Source organism: Nocardiopsis oceanisediminis (assembly GCF_048595525.1).
Lineage (GTDB): Bacteria > Actinomycetota > Actinomycetes > Streptosporangiales > Streptosporangiaceae > Nocardiopsis_A > Nocardiopsis_A oceanisediminis.
On sequence record NZ_JAFMZJ010000001.1, the window covers coordinates 4,825,438 to 4,848,859 of the forward strand.

Consider the following 23,422-nt stretch of genomic DNA (forward strand, 5'->3'; position numbering starts at 1 on the left):
GGCGACCTTACATTCAAGCCCCATCAGGCGGTTCGATCCGGTATAGACCATTCGTCGCACTCGTCCCGTCCGTACCGGTCAGCGCCTTCCCCCACCCCCTATAACCGGCGAAGGAGATCCGATGCGACCTTCCCGCCCATCGCCCGCCACCCCCCTCAGCGGAGGCGCTTCGGGCCGCCCCCGCGCTTCAGGCCGACCGGCCTTCCCCCCGTCCCCCCTCTCCTTCTCCCGCCCGCTCCGCGCCTGCGCCCTGGCCGGGCTCGCCGCGGTGCTGGCCGCATGCGCCCCCGCCCAGACCGACGGCGCCGGCTCCGGCGCCGACAAGATGGAGGGCACGCTCCGCGTCTGGCTCTTCTCCGAGGTCGACCAGGAGCCCAAGGAGAAGGTGGTCGACGAGGCCGTCGCGGAGTTCGAGTCCGCGCACGACGGCGTCACCGTCGACGTCCAGTACATCCCGGTGGAGACCCGGGCCGAGCGGTTCCAGGGCGCCTTCAACGACCCCTCCTCCGCGCCCGACGTCGCCGAGTACGGCAACACCGACCTGGCCGGCTACGTGGAGTCCGGCGGGTTCGCCGACATCTCCGACGAGCTGGCCGAGTGGGAGGACCACGCCGACATCTCCGAGGACGTCGCCGCCACCGCGCAGGTCGACGGGGCCTCCTACGGCGTCCCGTGGTTCCTGGGCGCACGCGCCCTGTACTACCGGACCGACGTCTTCGAAGAGCTCGGCATCGAGCGGCCGGAGACCCTGGAGGAGGTCGTCGAGGCCGGCCGGAAGGTCCGCGAGGAGGACCCGGACATGCTCGGCGTCTCCGTCGGCGGCGCCTACACCTACGCCTTCCTCCCGTTCGTCTGGGCGCACGGCGGCGACGTGGCGGAGGAGGGCGGTGACGGGGCCTACACCGCCGCCATCGACTCCGAGGAGGCCAAGGCCGGCCTGGAGCTCTACGGCGAGATCCTCTCCGACGACAACTGCCCGCCGCAGACCTGCTCGGAGATGACCGGCAACGACAGCGTGCAGAACTACGTCGCGGGCCGCGCCGCGATGACCCTGGGCGGCAACTTCAACCTCAAGGCGGTGCAGGACAGCGAGGTGGCCGAGGACACCGAGGTGATCCCGCTGCCCGGAACCGAGCCCGGCAGCATCGCCCCCGCCTTCGCCGGCGGCAACAACCTCGGCGTGCTCGCCGGGACCGAGCGGCGCACCCTTGCGGTGGAGTTCGTGAAGCTGCTGGCCGGCAAGGAGTACCAGCGCGACATGTACGACGCGATGGGCAACCTGCCCACCTTCGGCGACGTGCAGAACGAGCTGGCCGAGTCCGACCCCGACGCCGGGCCGTTCATCGAGACGCTGGACGCCGGAACCCGGTTCGTCCCGGTGACCGGCGCCTGGGCCGCGGTCGACGCCGAGGGCGTGCTGCCGACCATGGTGCAGAAGGTCGCCGCCGGCGACGCCTCGGTGGACGAGGCCGCCGGTGAGGCCGCCACCGCGCTCGACGACGCCTTCGGCGGGGAGTGACCCGGGCGCCATGGGAATCCCCGCACTTCCGCTCCGGCGCCCCGGGGGCACCGCCTCCGGGCGCCGGCGCCTCGAACCCTGGATGTACCTCGTGCCCGCCCTGGCGGTACTGGGCACGATGCTGGTCTACCCGCTCTACCAGCTGGTGCTGGTCTCCTTCTTCGACTACCGGCAGCCGCAGGTCACCGGCGCCGAGCCGCTGCGCTTCACCGGTCTGGCCAACTACCGGGAGCTCCTCTCCGACCCGCAGTTCTGGGAGGTGCTGCTCAACACGGTGGTGTTCGCCGGGGCCTGCGTCCTGGGCACGATCCTGCTCGGCGGCGGGCTGGCGGTGCTGGCGACCCGGCTCTCGCCGTGGGTGCGCACCGTGCTGTTCCTCGCCGCACTGGGCGCCTGGGCCACCCCCGCGGTCACCGGCAGCGCGGTCTGGCTCTTCCTGTTCGACCCGACCCTGGGCCCGGTCAACCAGGCCCTGGCCGGCCTGGGGCTGACCGAGTTCGCCGGGCACTCCTGGACCTACACCAAGACCTCGGCGTTCGTGCTGGTGGCCTCGCAGGTGCTGTGGTGCTCGTTCCCGTTCGTGATGGTCACCCTGTACGCCGCGATCCGCGCGATCCCCGAGGAGGTGATCGAGGCGGCCCGGCTGGACGGCGCCTCCACCGCGCGCATCGCCCGCTCGGTGATGCTGCCGATGCTGCGCCCGGCGATGACCATCGTGACGATCCAGTCCATCATCTGGGACTTCAAGATCTTCACCCAGATCTACATCATGACCGGCGGCGGCGGGATCGCCGGGCAGAACCTGGTGCTCAACGTGTACGCCTACCAGAAGGCGTTCGCCTCCGGCCAGTACGGGCTGGGGTCGGCCATCGGCGTGATCACCACCCTGCTCCTGCTCCTGATCACGCTCGGCTACCTGCGCGCGCTGCGCCGCCAAGGGGAGGTGCTGTAGTTGCTCCGCCGTATCCGGACCGACGCCGCCGGGCTGCTGATCGCCCTGGTGGTCGCGTTCCCGCTCTACTGGATGGTGCTCTCCGCGCTCAAGCCCCGGGCCGCGCTGGAGGCCGGGGACCCCATGCCGTTCACGCTCACCCCCACCCTGGACTCGTTCCGCCGGGTGCTGCTGGTGGACGGCTTCGGCCAGTACCTGCTGAACAGCGTGGTGGTGGCCGCGGTGGTGGTGACCGCCTCCACGTTCTGCGCGTTCTGCGCCGCGGTGGCGCTGACCCGGTACCGCTTCCGGCTCCGCACCACCCTGCTGGTGCTGGTGCTCATCGCGCAGATGGTGCCGGTGGAGGCGCTGACCATCCCGCTGTTCTTCCTGATGCGCAACATGGGCCAGGCCGTCCCGGAGCTGGGCCTGAACCACCTGGGCTCGCTGATGCTGGTGCACACCGCCTTCGCAGTGCCGCTGGCGATCTGGATGCTGCGCGGCTTCGTCGCGGCGGTGCCCAAGGAGCTGGAGGAGGCCGCCCAGCTGGACGGCGCGGGCAGCCTGACCTTCGTCACCCGGGTGCTGTTCCCCCTGGTCGCCCCCGGGGTGGTGGCGTGCAGCATCTTCTCGTTCATCATGACCTGGAACGACTTCCTGTTCGCCAAGACGTTCATCATCTCGGCGCAGGAGAACCAGACCCTGCCGATCGCGCTGCTGTCGTTCTTCAAACCGGACGAGAACGACTGGGGTGGCATCATGGCCGGGTCCGTGCTGATGACCATCCCGGTGCTGGTGTTCTTCCTGTTCGTCCAGCGCCGGCTGGCCTCCGGCCTGGGAGGGGCGGTGAAAGGATGAACGTCGACCTGACCCCTCGGCGCAACTCCTCGGCGTCGCTGCGGCGGGCGCTGGCCATCCTCGACTACGTCCGCTCCCGCCCGGCGGACAGCGGCGGGGCGAGCCTCACCCAGCTCGCCGAGGGGGTGGGGGTGAACAAGAGCTCGGTGCTGCGGCTGTCCGCCCCGCTGGTGGAGGCGGGGCTGCTCACCCGGGACGCGCGCACCGGCCGGTTCCGGCTGGGGCCGGCGGCGCTCTCGCTGTGGCAGGCCTACCTGGACCAGATGGACCTGCGCTCGGTCGCCTCCGAGCACCTGCGCGGGCTGATGCGGCGCACCGGCCACACCTGCCACCTGGTGCTGCTGGACGGGCACGACGTCGTCTACGCCGACAAGGTGGAGAACACCACCACGGTCCGGATGGCCTCGCGGATCGGTTCCCGGCGGCCCGCCTACCGCACCGCGGTCGGCAAGGCGATCCTCGCGTTCAGCCCGGCCGACCTGGTGGCGGACGTGATCGCGGCGGGCCTGCCGGCGGCCACCCCGCGCACCGTCACCGACCCGGAGGTCTTCACCGAGGAGCTGCGCCGGGTGCGCGAGCGCGGCTACGCGATCGACGACCGGGAGAACGAGCCGGAGGTGCGCTGCGTGGCCGCGCCGGTCTTCGACCACAACCGGGACCCGGTCGCCGCGATCAGCGTCTCGTCGCTGGCCAGCCGGCTGCCGGCGGCCCGGGTGCGGGAGCTGGGGCCGCAGGTGGCGGCGGTGGCCGCGCGGATCTCCGACGACCTGGGGGCGCCGCCCCCTCCGCCCCCGCAGGGCGCGCCCGCCCCGCAGGGCCGTCACTCGTAGGGGTCCGGCGGGTTCTCCACCTCGCGCATCTCCTCGACGGTGAACCGGTGGTCCCGGACGGACTGCAGGTCGCCCTCGGGCTCGTCCCAGGTGCCGCGGACGGTCCACCAGGAGTCGGTCTCCGGGGCCGGCTCGTCGGTGATCAGCACCCGGTTGACCACCGCGTCCGCGGCGCAGCAGGCCATCTGGAGCCGGGCCAGGTACCAGCCCTCGTCCTCGCCCTCGGGGTGCGGCACGACGAACCCGGTGAGCTCGACGGTCCGGCCGGACATGGTCCGCTCCTCGTCGGTCCAGGCCCGGGAGACGAACTCCTGCAGCTGCAGCTCGACCGGGCCGTCCCCGGCCTCGGCGAACGGGTCGTCCCGGTACTCGCTGAGGTCGACCCGGGAGGGGTCGGGGGCCTCCGCCGCGCCGGACGCCGCGGCGGTGTAGGCGCCCAGCGCCGGCGGCGCGACCACGAACACCGCGACCGCCGGCAGCACCAGCAGCCAGGCGACCCGCGGCCCGCCGTGGTGGTCGTCGCCGTGGCCCTGGCAGTCGTGCCCCTCCTCTTCCTCCTCGCCCCGGGCGGCGGTGCGCAGGTCCGCGGCGACGACCAGCGCGCCCAGGAGGACCAGCACCGCCCCCGCGGCGATGAGGAACGGCCGGAACGCCCCCTGCACGTAGTTCAGGTACAGCTCGGAGAAGGCCGAGGAGCCCAGCGCGGCCGCGCCCAGCAGCACCAGGACCAGCCCCTGCGCGATGCGGTTCACAGGATCAGCGCTCCGATCAGGAAGGTGGACAGCAGGGTCACCAGCAAGGTGAGCGGGACGAAGCGGCGCACGAACCCCCAGCCGAAGGTGCCCGCCTGCAGCGCGATGAGCTTGATGTCGACCATCGGGCCGACCACCATGAACGCCAGCAGCGCGGTGGGCGGGAACGGGTTGAGGCTGGCGGCGACGAACGCGTCGGCCTCCGAGCAGATCGACAGCAGGATCGCCAGCGCCGCGGTGACCAGCACCGAGACCACCGGGAGGTCGGCCAGGCCGGTGACCCACTCGCGCGGGATCACCACGTTGAGGGTGGCCGCCGCCAGGGCGCCGACCACCAGGAACCCGCCGGCGTGCACCAGGTCGTGCACCATCGAGTCGCGGAAGACCCGCCACTTGGGGGCGTCGGGGTCGTGCGGGGTGCGGGGCGGGCGGATCCAGTCGGCCTTGCCGAACCGCGCCCAGATCCAGCCGATGACCACCGCGGCGCCGAGCGAGGCGACCAGCCGGGCGATCCACACCTCGGGCTGCCCGGGGAAGGCCACCGCGGTGGCGATCAGCACCACCGGGTTGATCGCCGGCGCGGCGAGCAGGAAGGTCAGCGCCGCGGCGGGGGCGATGCCGCGCTTCATCAGCCCGCCGGCCACCGGGACCGAGGCGCACTCGCAGCCGGGCAGCACCATGCCGGAGAGCCCGGCCACCGGGACCGCGGCCACCGGGTTGCGCGGGATGACCTTGCGGTAGAACGAGGCGGGCACGAACGCGGTCAGCGCGGCCGACAGCGCCACGCCGAACACCAGGAACGGCAGCGCCTGCAGCGAGATCGCGGTGAAGATCGTGGCCCAGGCGAGGAAGGCCTCGTGGGTGAAGCGGTCGGAGAGCCAGAGGTTGCCGGCCGCCATGGCGGTGATGAACAGGGCGAACAGCCACACCGTCGCGGTGCGGCGGGGGCCCTTCGGCCGCCCCCAGTCGGACGGTGGGAGCTCGCCGGGGCCGCCCCAGTCCTGGACCAGGGAGTCGCCGAGGGAGGAGCCCGGGGGCCTGTCGGACACGAGTGCACTCCGTCATCGGGTTCGCGGGAAAGCGGGCCGGGACGGCCGCGGCGGCGGCCGTCCCGGCGAATGCTACCGAAAACGGTTTTCGTACGCGTGCCGGCGCCCGGAACCGGGGCGCCGCGGGGCCTACTCCCGGTCGAGCCTCCCGGCCGGGCGCTCCTCCTCGCCCTCCCAGACCTGCACGCCGGGCACACCGGGCAGCCGGTCCCGGGTGAACACCGGGTCCAGGCCCTGGCGGCGCTGCGCCGTGTAGTCCTTGAGCAGCAGGAACGCGATTCCGGCCAGCGGCACCAGCGCGATCAGGTTGATGGTGGCCATCACGCCCTGGAACACGTCGGCCATGGTCCACACGAGGTCCAGCGGCGCCACCGCGCCGAGGAAGACCATCACCAGCACCAGCGCCCGGTAGCCGGTGAGGACGGACGGGGAGGCCGACATGAACTTGAGGTTGGACTCGCCGTAGTAGTAGTTGCCCAGCACCGAGGTGAACGCCAGCAGGAAGAGGATGATGGTCAGCGCGTGCACGGACCAGCCGCCCAGGTTGGCCTCCAGGGAGGCCTGGGTGAGGCTCGCCCCCTCGCGGGTGCCGTAGGAGGGGTCGGCGACCAGCACGATGAACGCGGTGATCGAGCAGACCAGCAGGGTGTCGAAGTAGACGCCCAGGGTCTGCACCAGGCCCTGCTTGACCGGGTGGCTCACCGCGGCGGTGGCGGCCGCGTTGGGCGCCGACCCCAGGCCGGCCTCGTTGGAGAACATGCCGCGCCGCATGCCCTGCACGATCGCGGCGCCGATGCCGCCGGCCACGAACTCCTGGACGCCGAACGCGCTCTGCACGATGTCGCTGAGCACCCGGGGGATCTCCCCCGCGTTGAGCACGACCACCGCGATGCCCAGCAGCAGGTAGAGCAGGGCCATGAACGGCACCAGCAGCTGGGCGACGTGCGCGATGCGCCGCACCCCGCCGAAGATCACCCCGGCGGTGAGCGCCACCAGGCCGAGGCCGATCGCCCAGCTCAGCCAGGCGGCCGGGGCGGCGCCGGCGACCTCGACCGAGCCGGCGATCGCGTCGGCGATGCTGTTGGTCTGCACGGAGTTGAAGATGAAGCCGAAGGTCACCGTGATGACGACGGCGAAGACCAGCCCCATCCAGCGGGCGCCCAGGCCGTGCTGCATGTAGTAGGCGGGGCCGCCGCGGAACCCGGTCCGCTCGCGCACCTTGAACAGCTGCGCGAGGGTGGACTCGACGAACGCCGCCGAGCCGACCAGCAGCGCCATCGCCCACATCCAGAACACCGCGCCGGGGCCGCCGAGCGCGATGGCGGTGGCGACGCCCACGATGTTGCCGGTTCCCACCCGGGAGGCCGCCGAGATGGCGAAGGCCTGGAAGGCGGAGATCGCCTTCTTGCCGTCGGCGGCGGTGGGCGGCTGGCCGCCGAGCACCCGGAACATCTCCGGGAGGAGTCGGACCTGCACCACTCCGGAGCGCACCGTGAAGTACAGCGCGAGGAGGATCAGGAACGGGATGAGCAGGTAACCCCAGAAGGCATCGTTCACTGCGACGATGCCGTCGTTCAACGCTTCCACTCGGCGCTGCTCCTTAACAGGGCGGGCACGCCGGGGCCCCGCCTCTCGGGCCGGACCGGACGGCGTGTGCGACGGCCGGGCGCGCGCATCCCGGAAGCGGCCGTCCCGGCCGCACCGAACGCCGTGCGCCCGCCGCCTCATCCTTGTGCTGACGCGCGGCGTCCCGCTTCAGCGACACGCCGCCGGCCCCGTATCGGCGCTGTCCACGCCTGTGGGCCGTGGAACATTAAACACCCCGTCCGGACGCGGTACGACACCGACCGACATATGCCGCACGCCGTGTCTTCACCGCCCCGTCGACCGCGGTGCACCCGCTCTGGGGGCGGCCGCCCGGCACCGGGCGGTGCGCCCGCCGGTCTCCCCCTCTCCCGGGTCAGCGGGCCCTCTTCTCCCCTCCGGGACGGGCCCACCGCGCGCCGCCCATCCCGGAAGAGCGATGCACCGCGCCCCGGCCGATCCCGGGCAGGGAACAGGGCCGCCCCGGCCCCAGGGGCGGGCCCCACGGCCGAGAGGCACTCGCGCGACCGGACACCCCGCACCGGGCAGAGCGCCCGCCGCCCCTCGCCCCGGGACCGCGGCGCCTTTCCGCGTCCAAGCGCGTCCACGGCGAGCGGCCCCGCGCACCGGTTCGGAAGGGGGCTGCGCAGCGCCCGCCGGAGGGCGCCCGCCCTGTCGGAGGCCGGGGCCGGCCGACTCCCCCGGGTGCGGAGACCTCGCACCGTCCAGTGGGGGCCGCCTGGAAACGGCGGCGCCCGCCGCGCGCCGCTCCGGGGAGCGGTGCGCGGCGGGCGGTCGGGTGCGGTTCCCGGGTCCGGGTCAGCCCCGGGAGCTGCGGGTGTCCTCGCGGTCGCCGCGGTAGGGCTTGCGGCCGCCGCGGCGCTCGCCGCCGCGCTCGTCGCGGTCCCGGCGCTCGCCGGAGAACCCGCCGCGCCGTTCACCGCCGTGGCCGCCGCGGCGCTCGCCGTCGAACCGGCGGCCGCCGCTGCGGCCCCGGCGCGGCCCGCCGCGCCCGCGCCGCGGGCGCTCCGGCTCCGGCGGCTCGATCCACGGCTCCCAGGAGGGCTGCCGGGCCCCGGTGACCTCGCTCAGCAGCTCGTCGCCGGGGTTGACCAGGTGCTGCTGGACCTCGACGCCGGCGTCGCCGAGCAGGCGCCGGGCCATCCGGCGCTGGTTGGGCTGGACCAGCGAGACGACCCGTCCGGACTCCCCCGCCCGGGCGGTGCGCCCGCCGCGGTGCAGGTAGTCCTTGTGGCTCGCGGGCAGGTCGACGTTGACCACCATGTCGATGCCGTCGACGTGGATGCCGCGGGCGGCGACGTCGGTGGCGACCAGCGCCTGGACCCGCCCCTCGCGGAACTTGGCCAGCGTCCGGGTGCGCACGCTCTGCGTCTTGCCGCCGTGCAGCGAGGCCGCCGGGACGCCGGCGGCGATCAGCTGCTCGCTGATCGCGTCGGCCCGGTACTTGCTGCGCACGAACAGGATGGTGCGGCCGTCGCGCGCGGCGATCTCGATGACGATCTTGGCCTTGTCCCTCGGGAGCACCTTGAGCAGGTGGTGCTCCATGGTGGTGACCTGGGAGACCGGCGGGTCCACCGAGTGGGTGCGCGGCTCCTTCATGTACCGGCGCACCAGGGTGTCCACGTCGCCGTCGAGCGTCGCGGAGAACAGCAGCGTCTGGCCGCCCGGACGGACCCGGTCGAGCAGGTCGCTGACCTGCGGCATGAACCCCATGTCGCACATCTGGTCGGCCTCGTCGAGGACCGAGACCAGCACGTCGCCCAGCTCGCAGGCGCCCTGCTCGATCAGGTCGCTGAGCCGGCCCGGGGTGGCCACCAGCACGTCCACGCCGCGGCGCAGCTCGTTGATCTGGCGGGTGTAGGAGCTGCCGCCGACGACGTCGCCGATCCGCGCGCCGAGCACCCTGCCGTAGGGGATGAGCGCGTCGCGCACCTGGTGGGCGAGCTCGCGGGTGGGCACCAGGACCAGGCCGCGCGGCCGGCGCGGCTCGGCGCGGCGCTCGGCGGCGCGCACCAGCAGCGGGAGGCCGAAGGCGAGGGTCTTGCCCGACCCGGTGCGGCCGCACCCGAGCACGTCGCGCCCGGCGAGGACGTCCGGAACCGCCGCTGCCTGGATCGGGAACGGGCGGGTCACACCGTTGTGCGCCAGCTTCTCGACGATCTTCTCGGGCAGCCCGAGATCACCGAAGCCGGCGCAGGCGGCATTGTCCGTCAAGTGACGTTTACCTTCCTCGTCGAATCGGCGGCGTTTCGAGGAAGGCCCCGCGGCACAGGGCCACAGCGGAGAGATCGCACAAACGCGCCGGAGCATGCGGCTCGGGGGCCGTCCGGCCTCCCCGCCGCAAGAGCGGCCCGGCGCGCCGGATGCGCGCAGCGAAGATCAGCCGCCCGCAGAAGGGTACTAGACCTGCCCTCCGGAAGCCCCGGCGCCCCGGATTCCCAGCGGTGATCCGCACCTCGCGGCGGACGCGGCCGGGCCCGGGAGGGACGGGCGGCCGCCCTTCCCCCGATGATCTCGGGGCCATCAGAGCGCTCTGATGGCCCCGAGATCATCGCCCGGGGGGGCGGGCTTCTCCCGTCAATGGTCTAGCCGCGCATCAGGGCGGCCATCGCGTTGAGCCGGTCGATCTGGGCGGCGCGCTCGGCGGCGCACTGCTCGTCGAGGGTGCGCCCGGCGGCGCCCAGGAGCAGCTCCTTGGTGGCGGCGGCCGCGTCCCGCGGAACCGCCTGCAGGGCCGCGACCAGGTCGGCGACGGCGGCGTCCAGCTCCGCGCCGGGCACCACCAGCTGGGCCAGGCCGAGGCGGGCCGCCTCGTCGGCGGCGACGGTGCGCGCGGTCAGGCAGATCTCCAGGGCGCGGGAGACCCCGACGGCGTCCACCAGCGGCTTGGTGCCGGCCAGGTCGGGGACCAGCCCCAGGGCGGGCTCCTTCATGCACAGCTTGGCGTCGTCGGCGAGCACCCGCAGGTCGCAGGCGAGCGCCAGCTGGAAGCCGGCCCCGATCGCGTGTCCGCGCACCGCGGCGATGGAGACGATGTCGGGGCGGTGCAGCCAGGTGAAGCCCCGCTGGTACTCGGCGATCGCCGCGTCCAGCTCGGCGCGGTTCCGCGGGTCGTCGCCGACCATCCCCATCAGGGAGCGCTCGCCCGGCACCCCCTCGGGGGAGAACATCGCCAGGTCGATCCCGGCGGAGAAGGACGGCCCCTCCCCCTTCAGCACGACGATTCGGACGGACTCCGGCAGATTCTGGCCGACATGGGCCAGGGTCGTCCAGGTCCGGCCGGTCATCGCGTTGCGCCGCTCCGGCCTGGCGATGGTGATCTCGGCCAGCCCGCCGTCGATCGAGAGCCGCAGCCCCGCCGCGGTCTGCTCCGCCTCGCCGAGGACCGCCGCGCCGCCCGCGCCCTGTTCCCGCTGCTCGGCCATGCCCACCTCCGGTTCCGCGGCCGCCCCGGGGACCCGGCGCGACCCGTCGTCGTATTCAACGGTGGACACCGTAGCCGTGCTGCCGCCCCCCTTGTTACCGGGGGGTAGCCCCGGCTCAGGTGCGGCGGGTGGCTCCGCCGCGGCCGCGCAGGGTCACCCCGGCCTCGGTGAGCAGCCGGTGCACGAAACCGTAGGAGCGGCCGGTGGCCGCGGCCAGCGAGCGGATGCTCTCGCCGCCGTCATAGCGCCTCTTGAGTTCCGTAGCCAGCTCGGAACGCTCGGTTCCCGTCACTCTGGTGCCCTTTCTCAGCGTCTCGGCCACGACTTCCTCCTGGTGGGTTCAGTGCCGCCTGCACGGGGACCGCCCGGACGGGGCGGTATCGAAAGCCCATGATCAGCCATGAGATCGTCACTGGCTACCCTCCGGCACCTGGAGCGAGTCGTACCGGGACCGGTTCACCTGTTTGCGGACAGCACAAAACTTGACCCGTTTTACCCGGCCGAGTCAACGGAGACGCGCCGACGGGGCGGGAACCGGCCGCGCGCCGGCACCGCCCCGCCGGGATCAGGCGAGCGTGATCAGGTCCTCGAAGTCGGGGGTCCACATGTCCTCGACGCCGTCGGGCAGCAGGATGACCCGCTCCGGCTGGAGCGCGTCCACCGCCCCCTCGTCGTGGGTGACCAGCACGATCGCGCCCTTGTAGTTGCGCAGCGCGCCGAGGATCTCCTCCCGGCTGGCCGGGTCGAGGTTGTTGGTGGGCTCGTCCAGCAGCAGCACGTTGGCGCTGGAGACGACCAGGGCGGCCAGGGCCAGCCGGGTCTTCTCCCCGCCGGAGAGCACCCCCGCGGGCTTGGCCACGTCGTCCCCGGTGAACAGGAACGACCCGAGCACCTTTCGGGCCTCCACCTCGGGCAGGTCCGGGGCGGCCGACATCATGTTCTCCAGCACGCTCCGGCCGGCGTCCAGGGTCTCGTGCTCCTGGGCGTAGTAGCCCAGCTTGAGCCCGTGCCCCTCGATGACCCGGCCGGTGTCCGGCTTCTCGACGCCGGACAGCAGCCGCAGCAGGGTGGTCTTGCCCGCGCCGTTGAGGCCGAGCACGACCACCCGCGAGCCGCGGTCGATGGCCAGGTCCACCCCCGCGAAGATCTCCAGCGACCCGTAGGCCTTGGAGAGCCCCTCGGCCATCAGCGGGGTGCGCCCGCTGGGGGCGGGGTCGGGGAAGCGGAGCTTGGCGACCCGGTCGGCGGCCCGCCCGCCCTGGACCGAGTCGAGGAGCCGCTCGGCGCGGTTGGCCATCTGCTGGGCGGCCTTGGCCTTGGTGGCCTTGGCCCGGAACCGGTCGGCCTGCTTGAGCAGGGCCCCGGCCTGCTTCTCGGCGTTGGCCTGCTCGCGGCGGCGGCGCCGCTCGTCGGCCTGGCGCTGCTCCTGGTAGGCCTTCCAGCCCATGTTGTACACGTCGATGACGCAGCGGTTGGCGTCCAGGTAGAACACCTTGTTCACCACGTCCTCGACCAGCTCCACGTCGTGGCTGATCACGATGAGGCCGCCCTGGTGCGCCTTGAGGAAGTCGCGCAGCCAGACGATCGAGTCGCCGTCGAGGTGGTTGGTGGGCTCGTCGAGCAGGAGCGTGTCCGCCCCGCTGAACAGGATGCGGGCCAGCTCGATGCGGCGCCGCTGGCCGCCGGAGAGGGTGCCCAGCGGCTGGGCCAGCACCCGGTCGGGCAGGCCGAGGCTGCTGGCGATGGAGGCCGCCTCCGACTCGGCGGCGTACCCGCCCATCACGTGCAGCTCCTCCTCGGCGCGGGCGTAGGCGCGCACGCCCTGGTCCCGCAGCCGGGGGTCGTCGCTGCTCATCTTCTGCTCGGCCCTGCGCATCCGGCGGAGCGTGTCGGCGATGCCGCGGGCGGACAGGATGCGGTCGCGCGCGAGTTCCTCAGGGTCGGTCGCCCTGGGGTCCTGCGGGAGGTAGCCGACGCTCCCCGTGCTGCCGGCCGAGCCGGCGGCGGGGATCCCCTCGCCCGCCAGCACCTTGGTGAGGGTCGTCTTGCCCGCTCCGTTCCGCCCGACCAGCCCGACCCGGTCGCCCGGGCCGACGCGGAAGGAGGTGGGCTCGAGCAGCAGGCGGGATCCGACTCTCATTTCGAGGCCAGAGGCGATCAGCATGGGACAGGCGTCTTTCTGCGGTGGAAGGCGTGTGCTGCGGGGGCGCCGGGAGCGCTCGCGGACCGGCCCGGCCCCGGGAGGCGGGGCAGGGTCGGGGGCGCGGCGGTCAACCGGGGATCAGGTGCACTCGGAAAGGGTATCCGATGGCCCTCTCAGTCCACCCCTGATTTCTCCGCGGCCCGCGGCTCCAGGCCCGCTTCGGAGGCGGGGCGCTCGGCCGGCGCCGACCCGTTCCCGCCGCCCGTGGAACGCGCGGGGGCCGCCGATGCTTCCCCGGCGCCCGCCCCGGCCTCGGACGCCTCCGCGGCCGGCTCCTCCCGGGAGAACGGGCGGTCGCGCAGGAGCGCGGCGAGCACCGCGGCCACCGGAGTGGCGAGGAACATGCCGGCGATGCCGCCGATGATGCCGCCGGCGCTGATCGCGACCAGCACCACCGCGGCGGGCAGGTCCAGCGCCTTGCCGTAGACGCGGGGCGCGAAGACGTGGCTCTCCAGCTGCTGCACGATGAGCACCGCCGCGATGACCAGCAGCATGGCCAGCGGGCCCTCGGTGACGAAGGCGACCACCGCGGCCAGCAGCCCGGAGGCGAACGCCCCGACGATCGGCAGGAAGGCGCCGATGAAGGTCAGCACGATCAGCGGGATGGCCAGCCCGGGGTCGATCAGGAAGAACAGCGGGATGCCGATGCCGACCGCGTCGATGAAGCCGACCGTGGCCACGCCCCGCACGTAGCGGCCCATCACCCCGTAGGCGAGCTCGCCGGCGGCCTGGAGCGGGCGGCGCGAGGCGGCCGGGACCAGCCCGCGCAGCCACTCCACCAGCTTGTCCCCGGAGTGCACGAAGTACACCGTGAGGACGAGGATCAGCACCAGGCCGAGCAGGACCTCCAGCACCGCGGTGCCCGCGGTCCACACCCCGGTCATCAGCTGGTCCCGGTTGTCCGCGAGCAGGTCGGTGAGCTCCTGGTCGGCGGCGCCCACGATCTGGTTGACCAGCTCCGGCTGGAGGCCGAGGCCGGTCGCGATCCCGGTGACGCTGTCCAGCGCCTTGTCGACGCTGTCCACCAGCCCGCTGAACCCGGAGATCGCCGGCTGCACGATCAGCGTCACCACCCCGCCGAGCAGGACGAGCGCGCCCACGCAGGTGAGGGTGGTGGAGAGGCCGCGCCCCAGGCCCTTGCGGCGCAGCCAGTTGGTCGGCGGCATGAGCAGCGCGGTGAGGAACACCGCGAGGATGACCGGGACGCTGATCACGCTGAGGTAGGCCAGGCCCCACAGCAGCAGGGCGACGACGACGCCGATGATCAGCATCCGCCAGGCGGCCTCGCTGATCCGCCGGAGCAGGTCGTCCTCCTCGGGGGGCTCCGGCGCCGGCGGTTCGGCCGCCGCGGGCTCGGACCGCCCGTCCGCGCCGCCGGCCGCCGCCCGGCGCCTCCGGAAGAACGCCCAATCGCCCGGCCATCTCATCCGCACATCGTCCCTTCGCTGCTCATCTGCCTCCGGTCCGGGCCCCCGGCGGAACCGGGCGCCGGGTCAGAACTTCCAGGGGTCCCGCGCCCGCTCGCTGGTCACGATCTCATTGCCGAACGGCGCCAGCGCGACGGGGATCATCTTCAGCGAGGCCCACGCCATCGGGATGCCGATGATGGTCACCGCCAGGCCGATCGCGGTGGCGATGTGGCCGAGCGTCAGCCACCAGCCGGCCACGATGAGCCAGATGACGTTCCCGACCGTACTGGGCGCCCCCGCGCCGGGGCGCTTGGCGATCGTCCGGCCGAACGGCCACAGAGCGTAGTTCGCCATTCGGAATGAGGCCACCCCGAAGGGGATGGTCACGATCAGCACGCAGCAGATCAGGCCGGCCACGACATAGCCGACGGCCAGCCAGAAGCCCGCCACCACCAGCCAGATCACATTGAGGACGAACCTCAGCAGCGCCATGTTCCCGTTCCTACTCTCTTCTTCTCCGAGGTGCGCGGCGGCCCCTCCCGCCCGGCCGCGTCGAACCGTACGACGCCGGACGCGGCGGGGGCGTTCCCTCCGCGCCCCCTGACCGGTCCCCGACCCGCCTCCCCTAGGGGCGCGCCCGCGCACCGGACGGGCCCTTCCCGTCCGCGCTCCGGTGCTCCCGGACTCATCAGGAACTGTCCCCGGTGGCCGTGCGGGAAACCGCCGCGGCCGCCCGCCGAAAGCGCGGGGCGGATCCCCCGGAGGGCGCGGAAGGGCGCGGAGCCCGCCCTCCGGAGGCGCGGAGCGGTGCCGGCTCCCCCCGCGGGGCGGGCGGTAGGGTCGGGGCCGAGAAGACGGTCCGGCGGGAAGGGGCGACGCCCGGACGGCGCGCCCCGCCGGCGCGGGGAGGCGACACATGCGGTTGGAGAAGCGGGGCCACTCGTGCGTGCGGCTGGAGCACCGCGGCGGCACCCTGGTCATCGACCCGGGCGGGTTCAGCGAACCGGACGCCGCGGTCGGCGCGGACGCCGTCGCGATCACCCATGAGCACCCGGACCACTTCGACCTGGACCGGATCCGCGCGGCCCGGCGGGCCCGGCCGGACCTGGAGGTCTTCACCCACGCCGGCATCGCGGCCCGGCTCCGCGAGGCCGAGCCCGGCCTGCGGGTGCACGAGGTCGCGCACGGCGACACCGCGGCCATGGCCGGCCTGGACGTGCACGTGTACGGCGAGCGCCATGCGGTGATCCATCCGGACATTCCGGTCATCACCAATGTCGGCTTCCGGATCGAGGCCCCCGGCGGCGCGCTCTTCCACCCGGGCGACGCGCTCACCGTTCCGGAGGACCCGGTCGCCACCCTCCTGGTCCCGGTGCACGCCCCCTGGTGCAAGCTGTCCGAGGTGGTCGACTACCTGCGCGCGGCGGCGCCGCGGGAGGCGGTGGCGATCCACGACGGCCTGCTCAGCGAGAACGGCCTGGGCGTGTTCGCCCGGATGTTCGGCCTGCTGGCCCCGGACACCGCCTACAGCCGCCTCGCCCCCGGCGAGGGCCGCGACCTCTAGCCCGCGGGCGGGCCTTCTCCGCTGGTCCCCGGGGCGCCGCCGCGGGCCGGCCGCCGGGGAGGCGCCCCGGCCCGCCCCCGCTCCCCCGCCTTCCGGGGCCGTGTCCGGGAGGGCCTTTCCCGGAGCGCGCGGCGGGGCCGGGCGCACGGCCGCCCGCCCCTCCGGAGGGCCCGGCGGCCGGCGCCGAGGGCGGCCCGGCGGCGCCCGGCCCCGAACCTGGAAGTCCCGGTCGGTCCGGCGGCGCGGAGCGGCCGGGGGCCGCGGGACCGCCCCCACCTGGTCTAGACCGGAATGTGACCCGCACATCAGGAGCCACCCCTAGGCAGGGACCGAAATTCCTCATACGATGTTCTACATCCGGCTCGCCAGGCCGGATCTCGCGTTCCGGAGCCGATCTGGAGCGGGCCGCGGCCCCCGGCCGCGACCACCCCGGTCCTTCGGTAACGGTTCCGCGATGAATTTCCCCGGCCCCCGTGCACGAGCGGGAACGGGGATGGCATGATTACGTACCGGCTCGCAGGGAGAGCGCCAAGACCTCCCCGGCCGCTCGCGTGAGCGCCTCGCCGAGAATCGGCGGATCTGCGCCTTTCGTGGTCTCCACCACACAGGGAACACAGAATCAGGGCATGCCGTTCCAGGCATGCGGGGTCGCTCGCGCCGCACGACCTTGACCGCACGTTTTTCGTCTGACCCCTGCTGTGCTGAGCACAGCTTACTAGCGATTCGACAGAGGTGGTTCAACCATGTCTCAGGTACGTCGGCAGGCCGCGCTGCGCCCCCGCCCGAGCTGGGGGTGGCAGGATGCCGCCGGCTGCCGGGGCGAGGACCTCGTGCTCTTCTTCGGCCCGGACGGCGAGCGCCAGCCCGAGCGGGAGATCCGCGAGCGCAAGGCCAAGGAGATCTGCGCCCAGTGCCCGGTGCGCACCGAATGTCTCGACTACGCGATCTCGCGTCCCGAGAAATACGGCACCTGGGGCGGCCTGAACGAGGACGAGCGCGCGTCCGAGCGCCGGCGCCGAATGCGCCGCGCCAACGCCGCGGCCTGATCGCCCCGGCCGCCCCGCCCCTCCCCCGAGGAAGCCGAGCTGCTCCCTGGTGGTCCCCGGCCGCACACAACGGAATGACCCGCGTTACCCGAGGCGCCCCGACGTTGCACGTCGAGGGCGCCTCGGGTTGTCCGCACCGGCCTCGGGCCGGCGCTCTCACAGGTGCCGGGCGAACCACTCCGCGACGGCCCCGCCCACGGCGCGGCCCTCCTCCCCGCCGGGCAGCAGGCCCTCCGCGCCGGGGACCACGCGCAGCTCCGCGGGGACCGGCATCCGGCCCACGGCCCACTCGGTGAGCTCGCGGATGAAGGAGTCCTCCCCCGGCACCAGGACCAGGGTCGGCGCCCGCACCCCGGGCAGGTGCTCCTCGGCCATGTCGATCCGGCCGCCCAGCACCGCCACCGCGCCGACGTCCGCCGGGATCGCGGCCGCGGCGGCCAGCGCGGCCGGGGCCGCGGCGCCCGAGCCGAACAGCGCCACCCGGGGGCCGGCCAGGTCGGTGGAGCCCCGCAGCCAGCGCACCCCCTCGGCGAGCCGGGCGCCCAGCTCCCCCGAGCCGATCTCCGGCGCCCCCTGGGACTCCTCCCACTCCTGCGGTGTGATCAGGTCCAGCAGCAGGGTGGCGAACCCCGCGTCGCGCATCGCCGCGGCCACCGCCCGCTGCTGGGCGGCGTGCCGCTCGTGCCCCAGGCCGAGCACCGCGGCGCCGCGCACCTTCTCCGGGTCCTCGGGGGCGACCAGGTCGCCGTCGAGCCGGACCCCGCCGGCCTCGATGTGCACCGTCCACCCGGTGTCCGCCTCCCCGGGGGTCACCGCCTCCGCCAGCAGGGCGGTCACCTCGGCGTCGGTGAGCTGCTCGAAGTCGCGGTACCACTCGCCGACCGCCTGGAAGTTCTCCGGGGCGCTGAGCACCACCGTCTCGTCCGCCTCGGCGCGCAGCGCCTGCAGCGCCGAGGGGGAGGCCACCGGGACGGCCAGCACCAGCCGCGCCGGGCGGCGCCGGCGCACCATCCGCAGCGCCGCCCGCGCGGTGCCGCCGGTGGCCGCGCCGTCGTCCACCACGATGACGTCCCGGCCGGTCAGCACCGGGCCGGACCGGCCGCCCCGGTAGACCCGGAGCCGGCGGCGGAGCTCCTCGCGCTCCTCCTCGACCACGGGGGCCAGGGCGTCCGGGGCGATGCGGTGCCGGGCCAGCGCGGCGTGGTCCAGGCAGGCGTGGCCGTCCTCCGCGATCGCGCCGACCCCGTACTCGGAGTGCCCGGGCAGGCCGATCTTGCGGACCAGGAGGACGTCCAGGGGGACGCCGAGGCGGCGGGCGAGCTCCGCGCCGACCGGGACCCCGCCGCGCGGCAGGGCCAGCACGACCGGGTCGGTGACGGCGAACGGGCGGACCCGCTCGGCGAGCCCGCGCCCGGCCTCGGCGCGGTCGGCGAACGGCAGCGATACGGGTACTGGGCTCATGGCGTCCCGGCGTCCGCCCCGCCGCCGAACCGGCGGACCGGGCGCCGCTCCCCCTCGCGTGTGCGGTTGAGAAAGTGCCAACGGGATACCCGCTGCGCGGCTCCGCGCAACATCGGCGGGGCGGGGAATCGGTGCGGCCCGGCCCGCTCAGCCCCCGCCGGCCTTGCGGAAGTCCCGCTCCAGGACGCCCATCACCAGGGCGTCGTGCCGGCGCCCCTCCCAGAGCAGGGCGTCGCGCAGCCGGCCCTCCACCGCGAAGCCGCAGGAGCGGTAGACCGCGATGGCGCGCATGTTGAAGGAGTAGACCTCCAGCCAGACCCGGTGCAGGCCGATCTCTTCGAAGGCGTAGCGCAGCAGCAGCCGGGTGGCCTCCTTGCCGATGCCCTGCCCGGTGAACTCCAGGGCGGACAGGGCGATCCGGTAGGCCGCGCTCTCGTTCTCCGGGTCGACGTCGAGCAGCGCGAGCTCGCCCACGAACCTGTCGTCGGGGCGGGACAGGATCGCCAGGTCCAGCCGGTCCGGCTGCGCCGCCCGGCCCGCGCACCACGCGCGGACCTCCTCGTAGTCGAAGACCCGGTGGGTCCCGGTCAGTCTGCGGATCTCCTCGTCGTTGGTGGAGGCGTAGAAGTCGTCGGCGTGCTCTTCGGAGAGCGGTACCAGCCGCACCCGATCGCCCGTCAGGGCCGGTTTCTCACGCAGCGCGCTCAGCTCGATCATCTGTCGGGGGCTCCGGTCGTCGAGGGGTCGTCGACCGCCGGGGATCGGATGATCCGGCGGGGATCCGGCGGGTCGCCCGGTGGGCTCGGCATGTAGCGTCGGCGCAAGGCCGCCGAGGGCGGCCGGGGCCTCCGCGCGGTCGGACGGGAGGGGTCGGAACGGACAGGGACGCACCGGCCTCCGCGCCGCTCCGCGGCGCGGGCCGGAAGATCATATGTAGATCGCCCGCCCCTCCCCGCGCAACCCCGGATGCGCACGGGAAGTGACGTCGACGTGACCGCCCGTGCCCGACCAGGGCCGGGATCCGAGAGAACACGGAGGCCCGATGGCATCGGAGCGACGGCTGCAGCGGACCACTCCCCCCGATCGGACGGCGGTGCGGGCGCGCGCCGCCGTCGCGGTGCTGTTCGCGGTCAACGGGTTCGCCTACACCAACGTGGTGCCGTGGCTGCCCGCGCTCAAGAGCGGGCTCGGCCTGTCCAACACCGAGCTGGGCGCGGCGATCGCGGCGCTGCCGTTCGGCGCGCTGCTCACCGGGATGCTCGCCGGGCCGCTCATCGCCCGCTGGGGCAGCGGCCGGGCCTCGGTCGCCGCCGGGGTGCTCGTCGCCCTGGTGCTGCCGCTGGTCGCGTTCGCCCCCGGCTGGTGGGCGCTGGCCCTGGCGCTGTTCGCCATCGGGTGCGGCGACGCCTGGATGGACGCGGCGATGAACACCCACGGCCTGCGGGTGCAGCAGCGGTACGGGCGGACCATCATCAACACCTTCCACGCGGTGTGGAGCGTGGCCGCGGTCTGCGGCGGCCTGGCCGGCTCGCTCGCGGCCGGGACCGGCGTGCCGCTCCCGGTGCACCTGGCGGCGGCCTCGCTGGTGCTGCTCGCCGCCCTGGCCTGGGCCGGCCGGAACCTGCTCCCGGAGGAGCGGGGCGGGGCGGGGGCGGACGCGCCCGGGGAGCCCGCGGAGGCGCGGCCCGCGGGGGCGGTGCGGCGGCTGCGGAGCGCCGCCGGCGCGCTGCGCGGCGCCGCGCCGCTGCTGCTCGCGCTCAGCCTGCTCCTCATGGCGGCCGGCGCGATCGAGGACTCCGCCGCCTCCTGGGGTGCGGTGTACATGCGCGCCGAGCTGGGCGCGGCGGCGTTCCTGGCGGGCATGCCGTTCGTGGCCTGCCAGGCGATGATGACGGTGGGCCGGCTGACCGGCGACCGGCTGACCGACCGGTTCGGCGCGGTGGCGGTGGTGCGCGCCGGAGCGCTGGTCTCCGCGGCGGGGGTGGCGGTGGCCGTGCTGCTGCCCTACCAGGCCGCGGGGATCGCCGGGTTCGGTCTGCTGGGCCTGGGGGTGGCGACGCTGTTCCCGCTCACCCTGGCCGCCGCGGGGGCCGTCCCCGGGGTGCGCAGCGGGGACGGCGTGGCCGTCGTCGGCTGGCTGGGCCGGGTCGGGTTCCTGGTCTTCCCGCCGATGATCGGCGCGATCGCGGACGCCGCCTCGCTGGGTGCGGCGCTGTGGACGGTGGGCGCCGCGGGCCTGCTCGCGGCCGCCCTGGCCGGCGCCGTGCGCCCGCGCCCGGCCGCGCATTGACCGCCGGCGCCTTGGGGGGCGAGGCAGGCGGGGAAAGGGGCGGGTGGGGGAACGGCCCGCCTCGCGCCTCCGGCCCCTCGGCGCCGGGCGCGGGCGGGCGGTGGGGCCGGCGGTCCGGCCGGGGGCGGGGGCGTGCGCGGTACCGCCCCACCGGTGCCGGGCGGGCGCCGGAGGCGTTCCCGCACGCCGCCCCCGGAACGGCGGGAGGCCCCGTCCGCTCGCGGGGAGCGGCCGGGGCCTCAGGCTCGCCGGGGTCCTTCCGGACCTCAGGCCAGCGGGGCGGCCTTGCGGCGGCTGGCGTAGATCGTCAGCGCGCCGAGGCCGGTGGCGAGCACGCCGCCCAGGACGAAGCCGTCCAGGTCGCTCGCGCCCGTCTTCGGCAGCTCCGTCGGGCCCTCGTCGCCCGAGGCGCTGCCGCCGGAGGCGGAGGTCCCGGTCGAAGCCGAGCCGTCGTCGGAGCCGTCGTCCGAGCCGTCGCCACCGGGGCGCTCGTCGGCCGGCGGCGGCGTCGGCTCACCCGGGTCCGGCGGGTTGCCGGGGTCACCCGGGTCCGGCGGGTCCGTGGGGTCCGGGTCCGGCGGGTCGGTCGGGTCCGGGTCCGGCGGGTCCGGCGGATCCGTGGGGTCCGGGTCCGGCGGGTCCGGCGGGTCGGTCGGGTCCGGGTCCGGCGGGTCCGGCGGATCCGTGGGGTCCGGGTCCGGCGGGTCCGGCGGGTCGGTCGGGTCCGGCGGCAGCGGGGGGTCCGTCGGGTCCGGGTCCGGGTCCGGCGGGTCGGGGAGGATCGGGTCGAGGATCGGGTCCAGCGGGTTGCCGACCTCGAGCGTGATGAGGGTGCCCTCAGGGGAACCCTCGGCAGGCTCGACCGGCGCCTCGACCGGCTCGACCGGCTGCTCGTCGGTGTCGGCCAGGGCCGGCGCCGCAGAGAAGCCGGCCGCCAGCAGGCCCGCGGCCGCGACGCCGAACGCGCGTCGTGCGTGCGACATCCTGCTCCTTTCGTCTGTGAGGGGGATCTATTCCGGGGAGAGGCCGTAGAGGGTTTCTCCGGCGGCGACGACCGCCCTGCCGTCCAGCAGACCCCAGGGGCGGGCCGTGTCCGGGTCGATCTCGGTCGCCTCTCCCGTACCGTCGACGGCGACCGCGCCGCCGTCGATCTCACCGAAGACCCGGCCGTCCGAGGCGCTCTCCGGCACGAGGCCGGTCACGGTGGCCTCGCCGGCGGCCAGGTCGAACACGACCGGGCCGTAGGCGGCGACGTCACCGCCCTGCTCCCAGTGCGCTTCGGACAGCTCGTCCGGGTCGACGGAGGCATGTGCGACGACGGAGCCGTCGCGGGAGTCGTGCACGGCGACGATCCCGTCGTCGCCGCGCTTCGCGGTCCACAGCACCACGACGTGGTCTGCGCGGGCGGTGAGCAGGCGGTCGACCTCGTCGCCGCCCTTCGGCGCCTCCGGTTCGACCTTCTCCCCGCCGCCGCCGTCGGGCCGCGCCCACTGCCACGGGCCGCTCAGCACCGCGGTGAGGACCTGCTCGCCGTCGTAGAGCATGGCGCCGTAGCCGGAGCCGGGGATCTCGATCCGCTCCAGCCCGCCGTCGGAGTCGGTGACGAAGGTTTCGCCGTCGCCGCCCTCCACCAGCGGGGCGCCGCCGGCGAAGGAGACGCGGCCGCCTTCGGGCACCTCCGTCTCGACCGGCTCGCCGCCCTCGGCGGGCCAGCGCCACATCCGCCCCTTGCCGAGCAGCGCGACGCCGTAGCCGTCCCCGTCCACCACGAAGTAGGGGCCGTTCTCCACCTCACCGGCGGGGACCGGGAGCTTCTCCGCCCACCGCACGGCGCCGTCCGGGCCGATCAGGGTGAGCTCCCCGCCCTCCGAGACGAACGCCGCGCTGCCGCCGTCCGGCGCCACCGTGGGGTCGAGGCCGGGGGCCATCGGGTGGGACCAGGCGGCCTCCGCGGCGAACCCCGGCGGGGCGGGCCGGGCGTCGAAGGCGATCGGCGTCTCCGCGTCGCTGGAGGCGCCGCTCGACCCGCCGCCGGGCAGCAGGCCCAGCGCGAAGTAGCCGGCGCCGCCGAGCACGCCCAGGACCAGGACCGCGGAGGCGGTGCCGACGAGGACCTTGCGGCCCTTGCCGGAGGCGGGCTTCTTCTCCCGGTTCGCGCCCAGTTCGGCGTCGGTGCCGCCGACGGTCTGCACCACGCCGGTCGGGGAGACCGAGAGCTGCCAGGAGCCGTTGGCGTCGCGCGCGTTGACCAGGACCGGGCGGCCGAGGTGGGCGGCGTAGGAGGCGGCGGCGTCCAGGGCGCCGCTCCGCGTCTGCCGGGGGCTCTCGCCGTGCACGACCCGGGTGCGGCCCTCGATGGTGACCTCGGCGCTGCGCTCGTCCGGGGCGATGACGACGATGACCGCGTGGTGCTGCGCTTCGGGACCGGTGCCGGCGTTCATGGCGCACCGACCCGTGTCGGCCGGATGCGCGGACCGGTC

At 74.6% G+C, this 23,422-nt stretch carries 20 protein-coding genes; 7 read left to right on the forward strand and 13 right to left on the reverse strand.

What is annotated here, in order from left to right:
* Positions 1-121 precede the first annotated feature (121 nt).
* From J0910_RS21130 to J0910_RS21145, 4 genes are all read left to right on the forward strand, one after another.
* Positions 122-1,519, forward strand: a complete 1,398-nt coding sequence (locus tag J0910_RS21130; protein ID WP_420160285.1) for an extracellular solute-binding protein — start codon at positions 122-124, stop codon at positions 1,517-1,519.
* Between the two features lie 82 nt (positions 1,520-1,601).
* Entirely contained in the window at positions 1,602-2,471 is an 870-nt protein-coding gene (locus J0910_RS21135) for a carbohydrate ABC transporter permease (protein WP_420160286.1), read from the forward strand.
* A complete protein-coding gene (locus J0910_RS21140) occupies positions 2,472-3,308 on the forward strand; it encodes a carbohydrate ABC transporter permease (protein WP_420160287.1) in 837 nt (278 codons plus the stop codon). It abuts the gene before it with no gap.
* Entirely contained in the window at positions 3,305-4,138 is an 834-nt protein-coding gene (locus J0910_RS21145) for an IclR family transcriptional regulator (RefSeq protein ID WP_420160288.1), read from the forward strand. The genes J0910_RS21140 and J0910_RS21145 overlap by 4 nt, the downstream gene beginning before the upstream one ends.
* Here J0910_RS21145 and J0910_RS21150 read toward each other — a convergent pair.
* The 9 genes from J0910_RS21150 to J0910_RS21190 all read right to left on the reverse strand — a co-directional run bounded on the left by J0910_RS21150 (position 4,129) and on the right by J0910_RS21190 (position 15,073).
* Positions 4,129-4,890, reverse strand: a complete 762-nt coding sequence (locus tag J0910_RS21150) for a TIGR03943 family putative permease subunit (RefSeq protein ID WP_420160289.1) — start codon at positions 4,888-4,890, stop codon at positions 4,129-4,131. The two genes, J0910_RS21145 and J0910_RS21150, sit on opposite strands and share 10 nt — an antisense overlap.
* Positions 4,887-5,939: a permease gene (locus tag J0910_RS21155; RefSeq protein WP_420160290.1), complete on the reverse strand. Its 1,053-nt coding sequence runs from the start codon at positions 5,937-5,939 to the stop codon at positions 4,887-4,889. The genes J0910_RS21150 and J0910_RS21155 overlap by 4 nt, the downstream gene beginning before the upstream one ends.
* Before the next feature lie 129 nt (positions 5,940-6,068).
* Entirely contained in the window at positions 6,069-7,526 is a 1,458-nt protein-coding gene (locus J0910_RS21160; protein ID WP_420160291.1) for an alanine/glycine:cation symporter family protein, read from the reverse strand.
* 816 nt (positions 7,527-8,342) lie between these two features.
* On the reverse strand, positions 8,343-9,758 hold the full coding sequence (locus tag J0910_RS21165; RefSeq protein WP_420160292.1) for a DEAD/DEAH box helicase: 1,416 nt from the start codon (positions 9,756-9,758) through the stop codon (positions 8,343-8,345).
* 371 nt (positions 9,759-10,129) lie between these two features.
* Positions 10,130-10,969 carry an enoyl-CoA hydratase/isomerase family protein gene (locus J0910_RS21170; RefSeq protein ID WP_420162039.1) on the reverse strand — a complete coding sequence of 280 codons (840 nt, stop codon included), beginning with the start codon at positions 10,967-10,969 and terminating at the stop codon, positions 10,130-10,132.
* A 115-nt stretch (positions 10,970-11,084) separates the two neighbouring features.
* Entirely contained in the window at positions 11,085-11,291 is a 207-nt protein-coding gene (locus tag J0910_RS21175) for a helix-turn-helix domain-containing protein (protein WP_152523125.1), read from the reverse strand.
* A gap of 243 nt (positions 11,292-11,534) precedes the next feature.
* Positions 11,535-13,133, reverse strand: a complete 1,599-nt coding sequence (locus tag J0910_RS21180) for an ABC-F family ATP-binding cassette domain-containing protein (RefSeq protein WP_420160293.1) — start codon at positions 13,131-13,133, stop codon at positions 11,535-11,537.
* 152 nt (positions 13,134-13,285) lie between these two features.
* Positions 13,286-14,599 (reverse strand): AI-2E family transporter, encoded by a 1,314-nt coding sequence (locus J0910_RS21185; RefSeq protein WP_420160294.1) that lies wholly within the window; start codon positions 14,597-14,599, stop codon positions 13,286-13,288.
* Between the two features lie 66 nt (positions 14,600-14,665).
* Entirely contained in the window at positions 14,666-15,073 is a 408-nt protein-coding gene (locus J0910_RS21190) for a YccF domain-containing protein (protein ID WP_420160295.1), read from the reverse strand.
* Positions 15,074-15,497: 424 nt separating this feature from the next.
* Here J0910_RS21190 and J0910_RS21195 point away from each other — a divergent pair, with 424 nt between their 5' ends.
* Positions 15,498-16,145 (forward strand): MBL fold metallo-hydrolase, encoded by a 648-nt coding sequence (locus J0910_RS21195; protein WP_420160296.1) that lies wholly within the window; start codon positions 15,498-15,500, stop codon positions 16,143-16,145.
* A gap of 743 nt (positions 16,146-16,888) precedes the next feature.
* Complete coding sequence (locus J0910_RS21200; RefSeq protein WP_275041868.1) at positions 16,889-17,191, forward strand: WhiB family transcriptional regulator; 303 nt, start codon at positions 16,889-16,891, stop codon at positions 17,189-17,191.
* 156 nt (positions 17,192-17,347) lie between these two features.
* On the opposite strand, the gene J0910_RS21205 is transcribed toward J0910_RS21200, so the two are convergent.
* Together J0910_RS21205 and J0910_RS21210 are read right to left on the reverse strand one after the other, a co-directional pair.
* Positions 17,348-18,652 carry a phosphoribosyltransferase family protein gene (locus J0910_RS21205; RefSeq protein WP_420160297.1) on the reverse strand — a complete coding sequence of 435 codons (1,305 nt, stop codon included), beginning with the start codon at positions 18,650-18,652 and terminating at the stop codon, positions 17,348-17,350.
* Positions 18,653-18,799: 147 nt separating this feature from the next.
* On the reverse strand, positions 18,800-19,369 hold the full coding sequence (locus J0910_RS21210; protein ID WP_420160298.1) for a GNAT family N-acetyltransferase: 570 nt from the start codon (positions 19,367-19,369) through the stop codon (positions 18,800-18,802).
* 325 nt (positions 19,370-19,694) lie between these two features.
* Between J0910_RS21210 and J0910_RS21215 the strand changes: the two genes are divergently transcribed.
* Positions 19,695-20,942: an MFS transporter gene (locus J0910_RS21215; protein ID WP_420160299.1), complete on the forward strand. Its 1,248-nt coding sequence runs from the start codon at positions 19,695-19,697 to the stop codon at positions 20,940-20,942.
* Positions 20,943-21,208: 266 nt separating this feature from the next.
* Here J0910_RS21215 and J0910_RS21220 read toward each other — a convergent pair whose 3' ends face one another.
* Both J0910_RS21220 and J0910_RS21225 read right to left on the reverse strand, forming a co-directional pair.
* Positions 21,209-21,925 carry an LPXTG cell wall anchor domain-containing protein gene (locus tag J0910_RS21220; protein WP_420160300.1) on the reverse strand — a complete coding sequence of 239 codons (717 nt, stop codon included), beginning with the start codon at positions 21,923-21,925 and terminating at the stop codon, positions 21,209-21,211.
* A gap of 27 nt (positions 21,926-21,952) precedes the next feature.
* The gene (locus J0910_RS21225; protein WP_420160301.1) at positions 21,953-23,383 is read right to left on the reverse strand and encodes a hypothetical protein; all 1,431 of its coding nucleotides are present in this window, start codon (positions 23,381-23,383) and stop codon (positions 21,953-21,955) included.
* Positions 23,384-23,422: the final 39 nt, after the last annotated feature.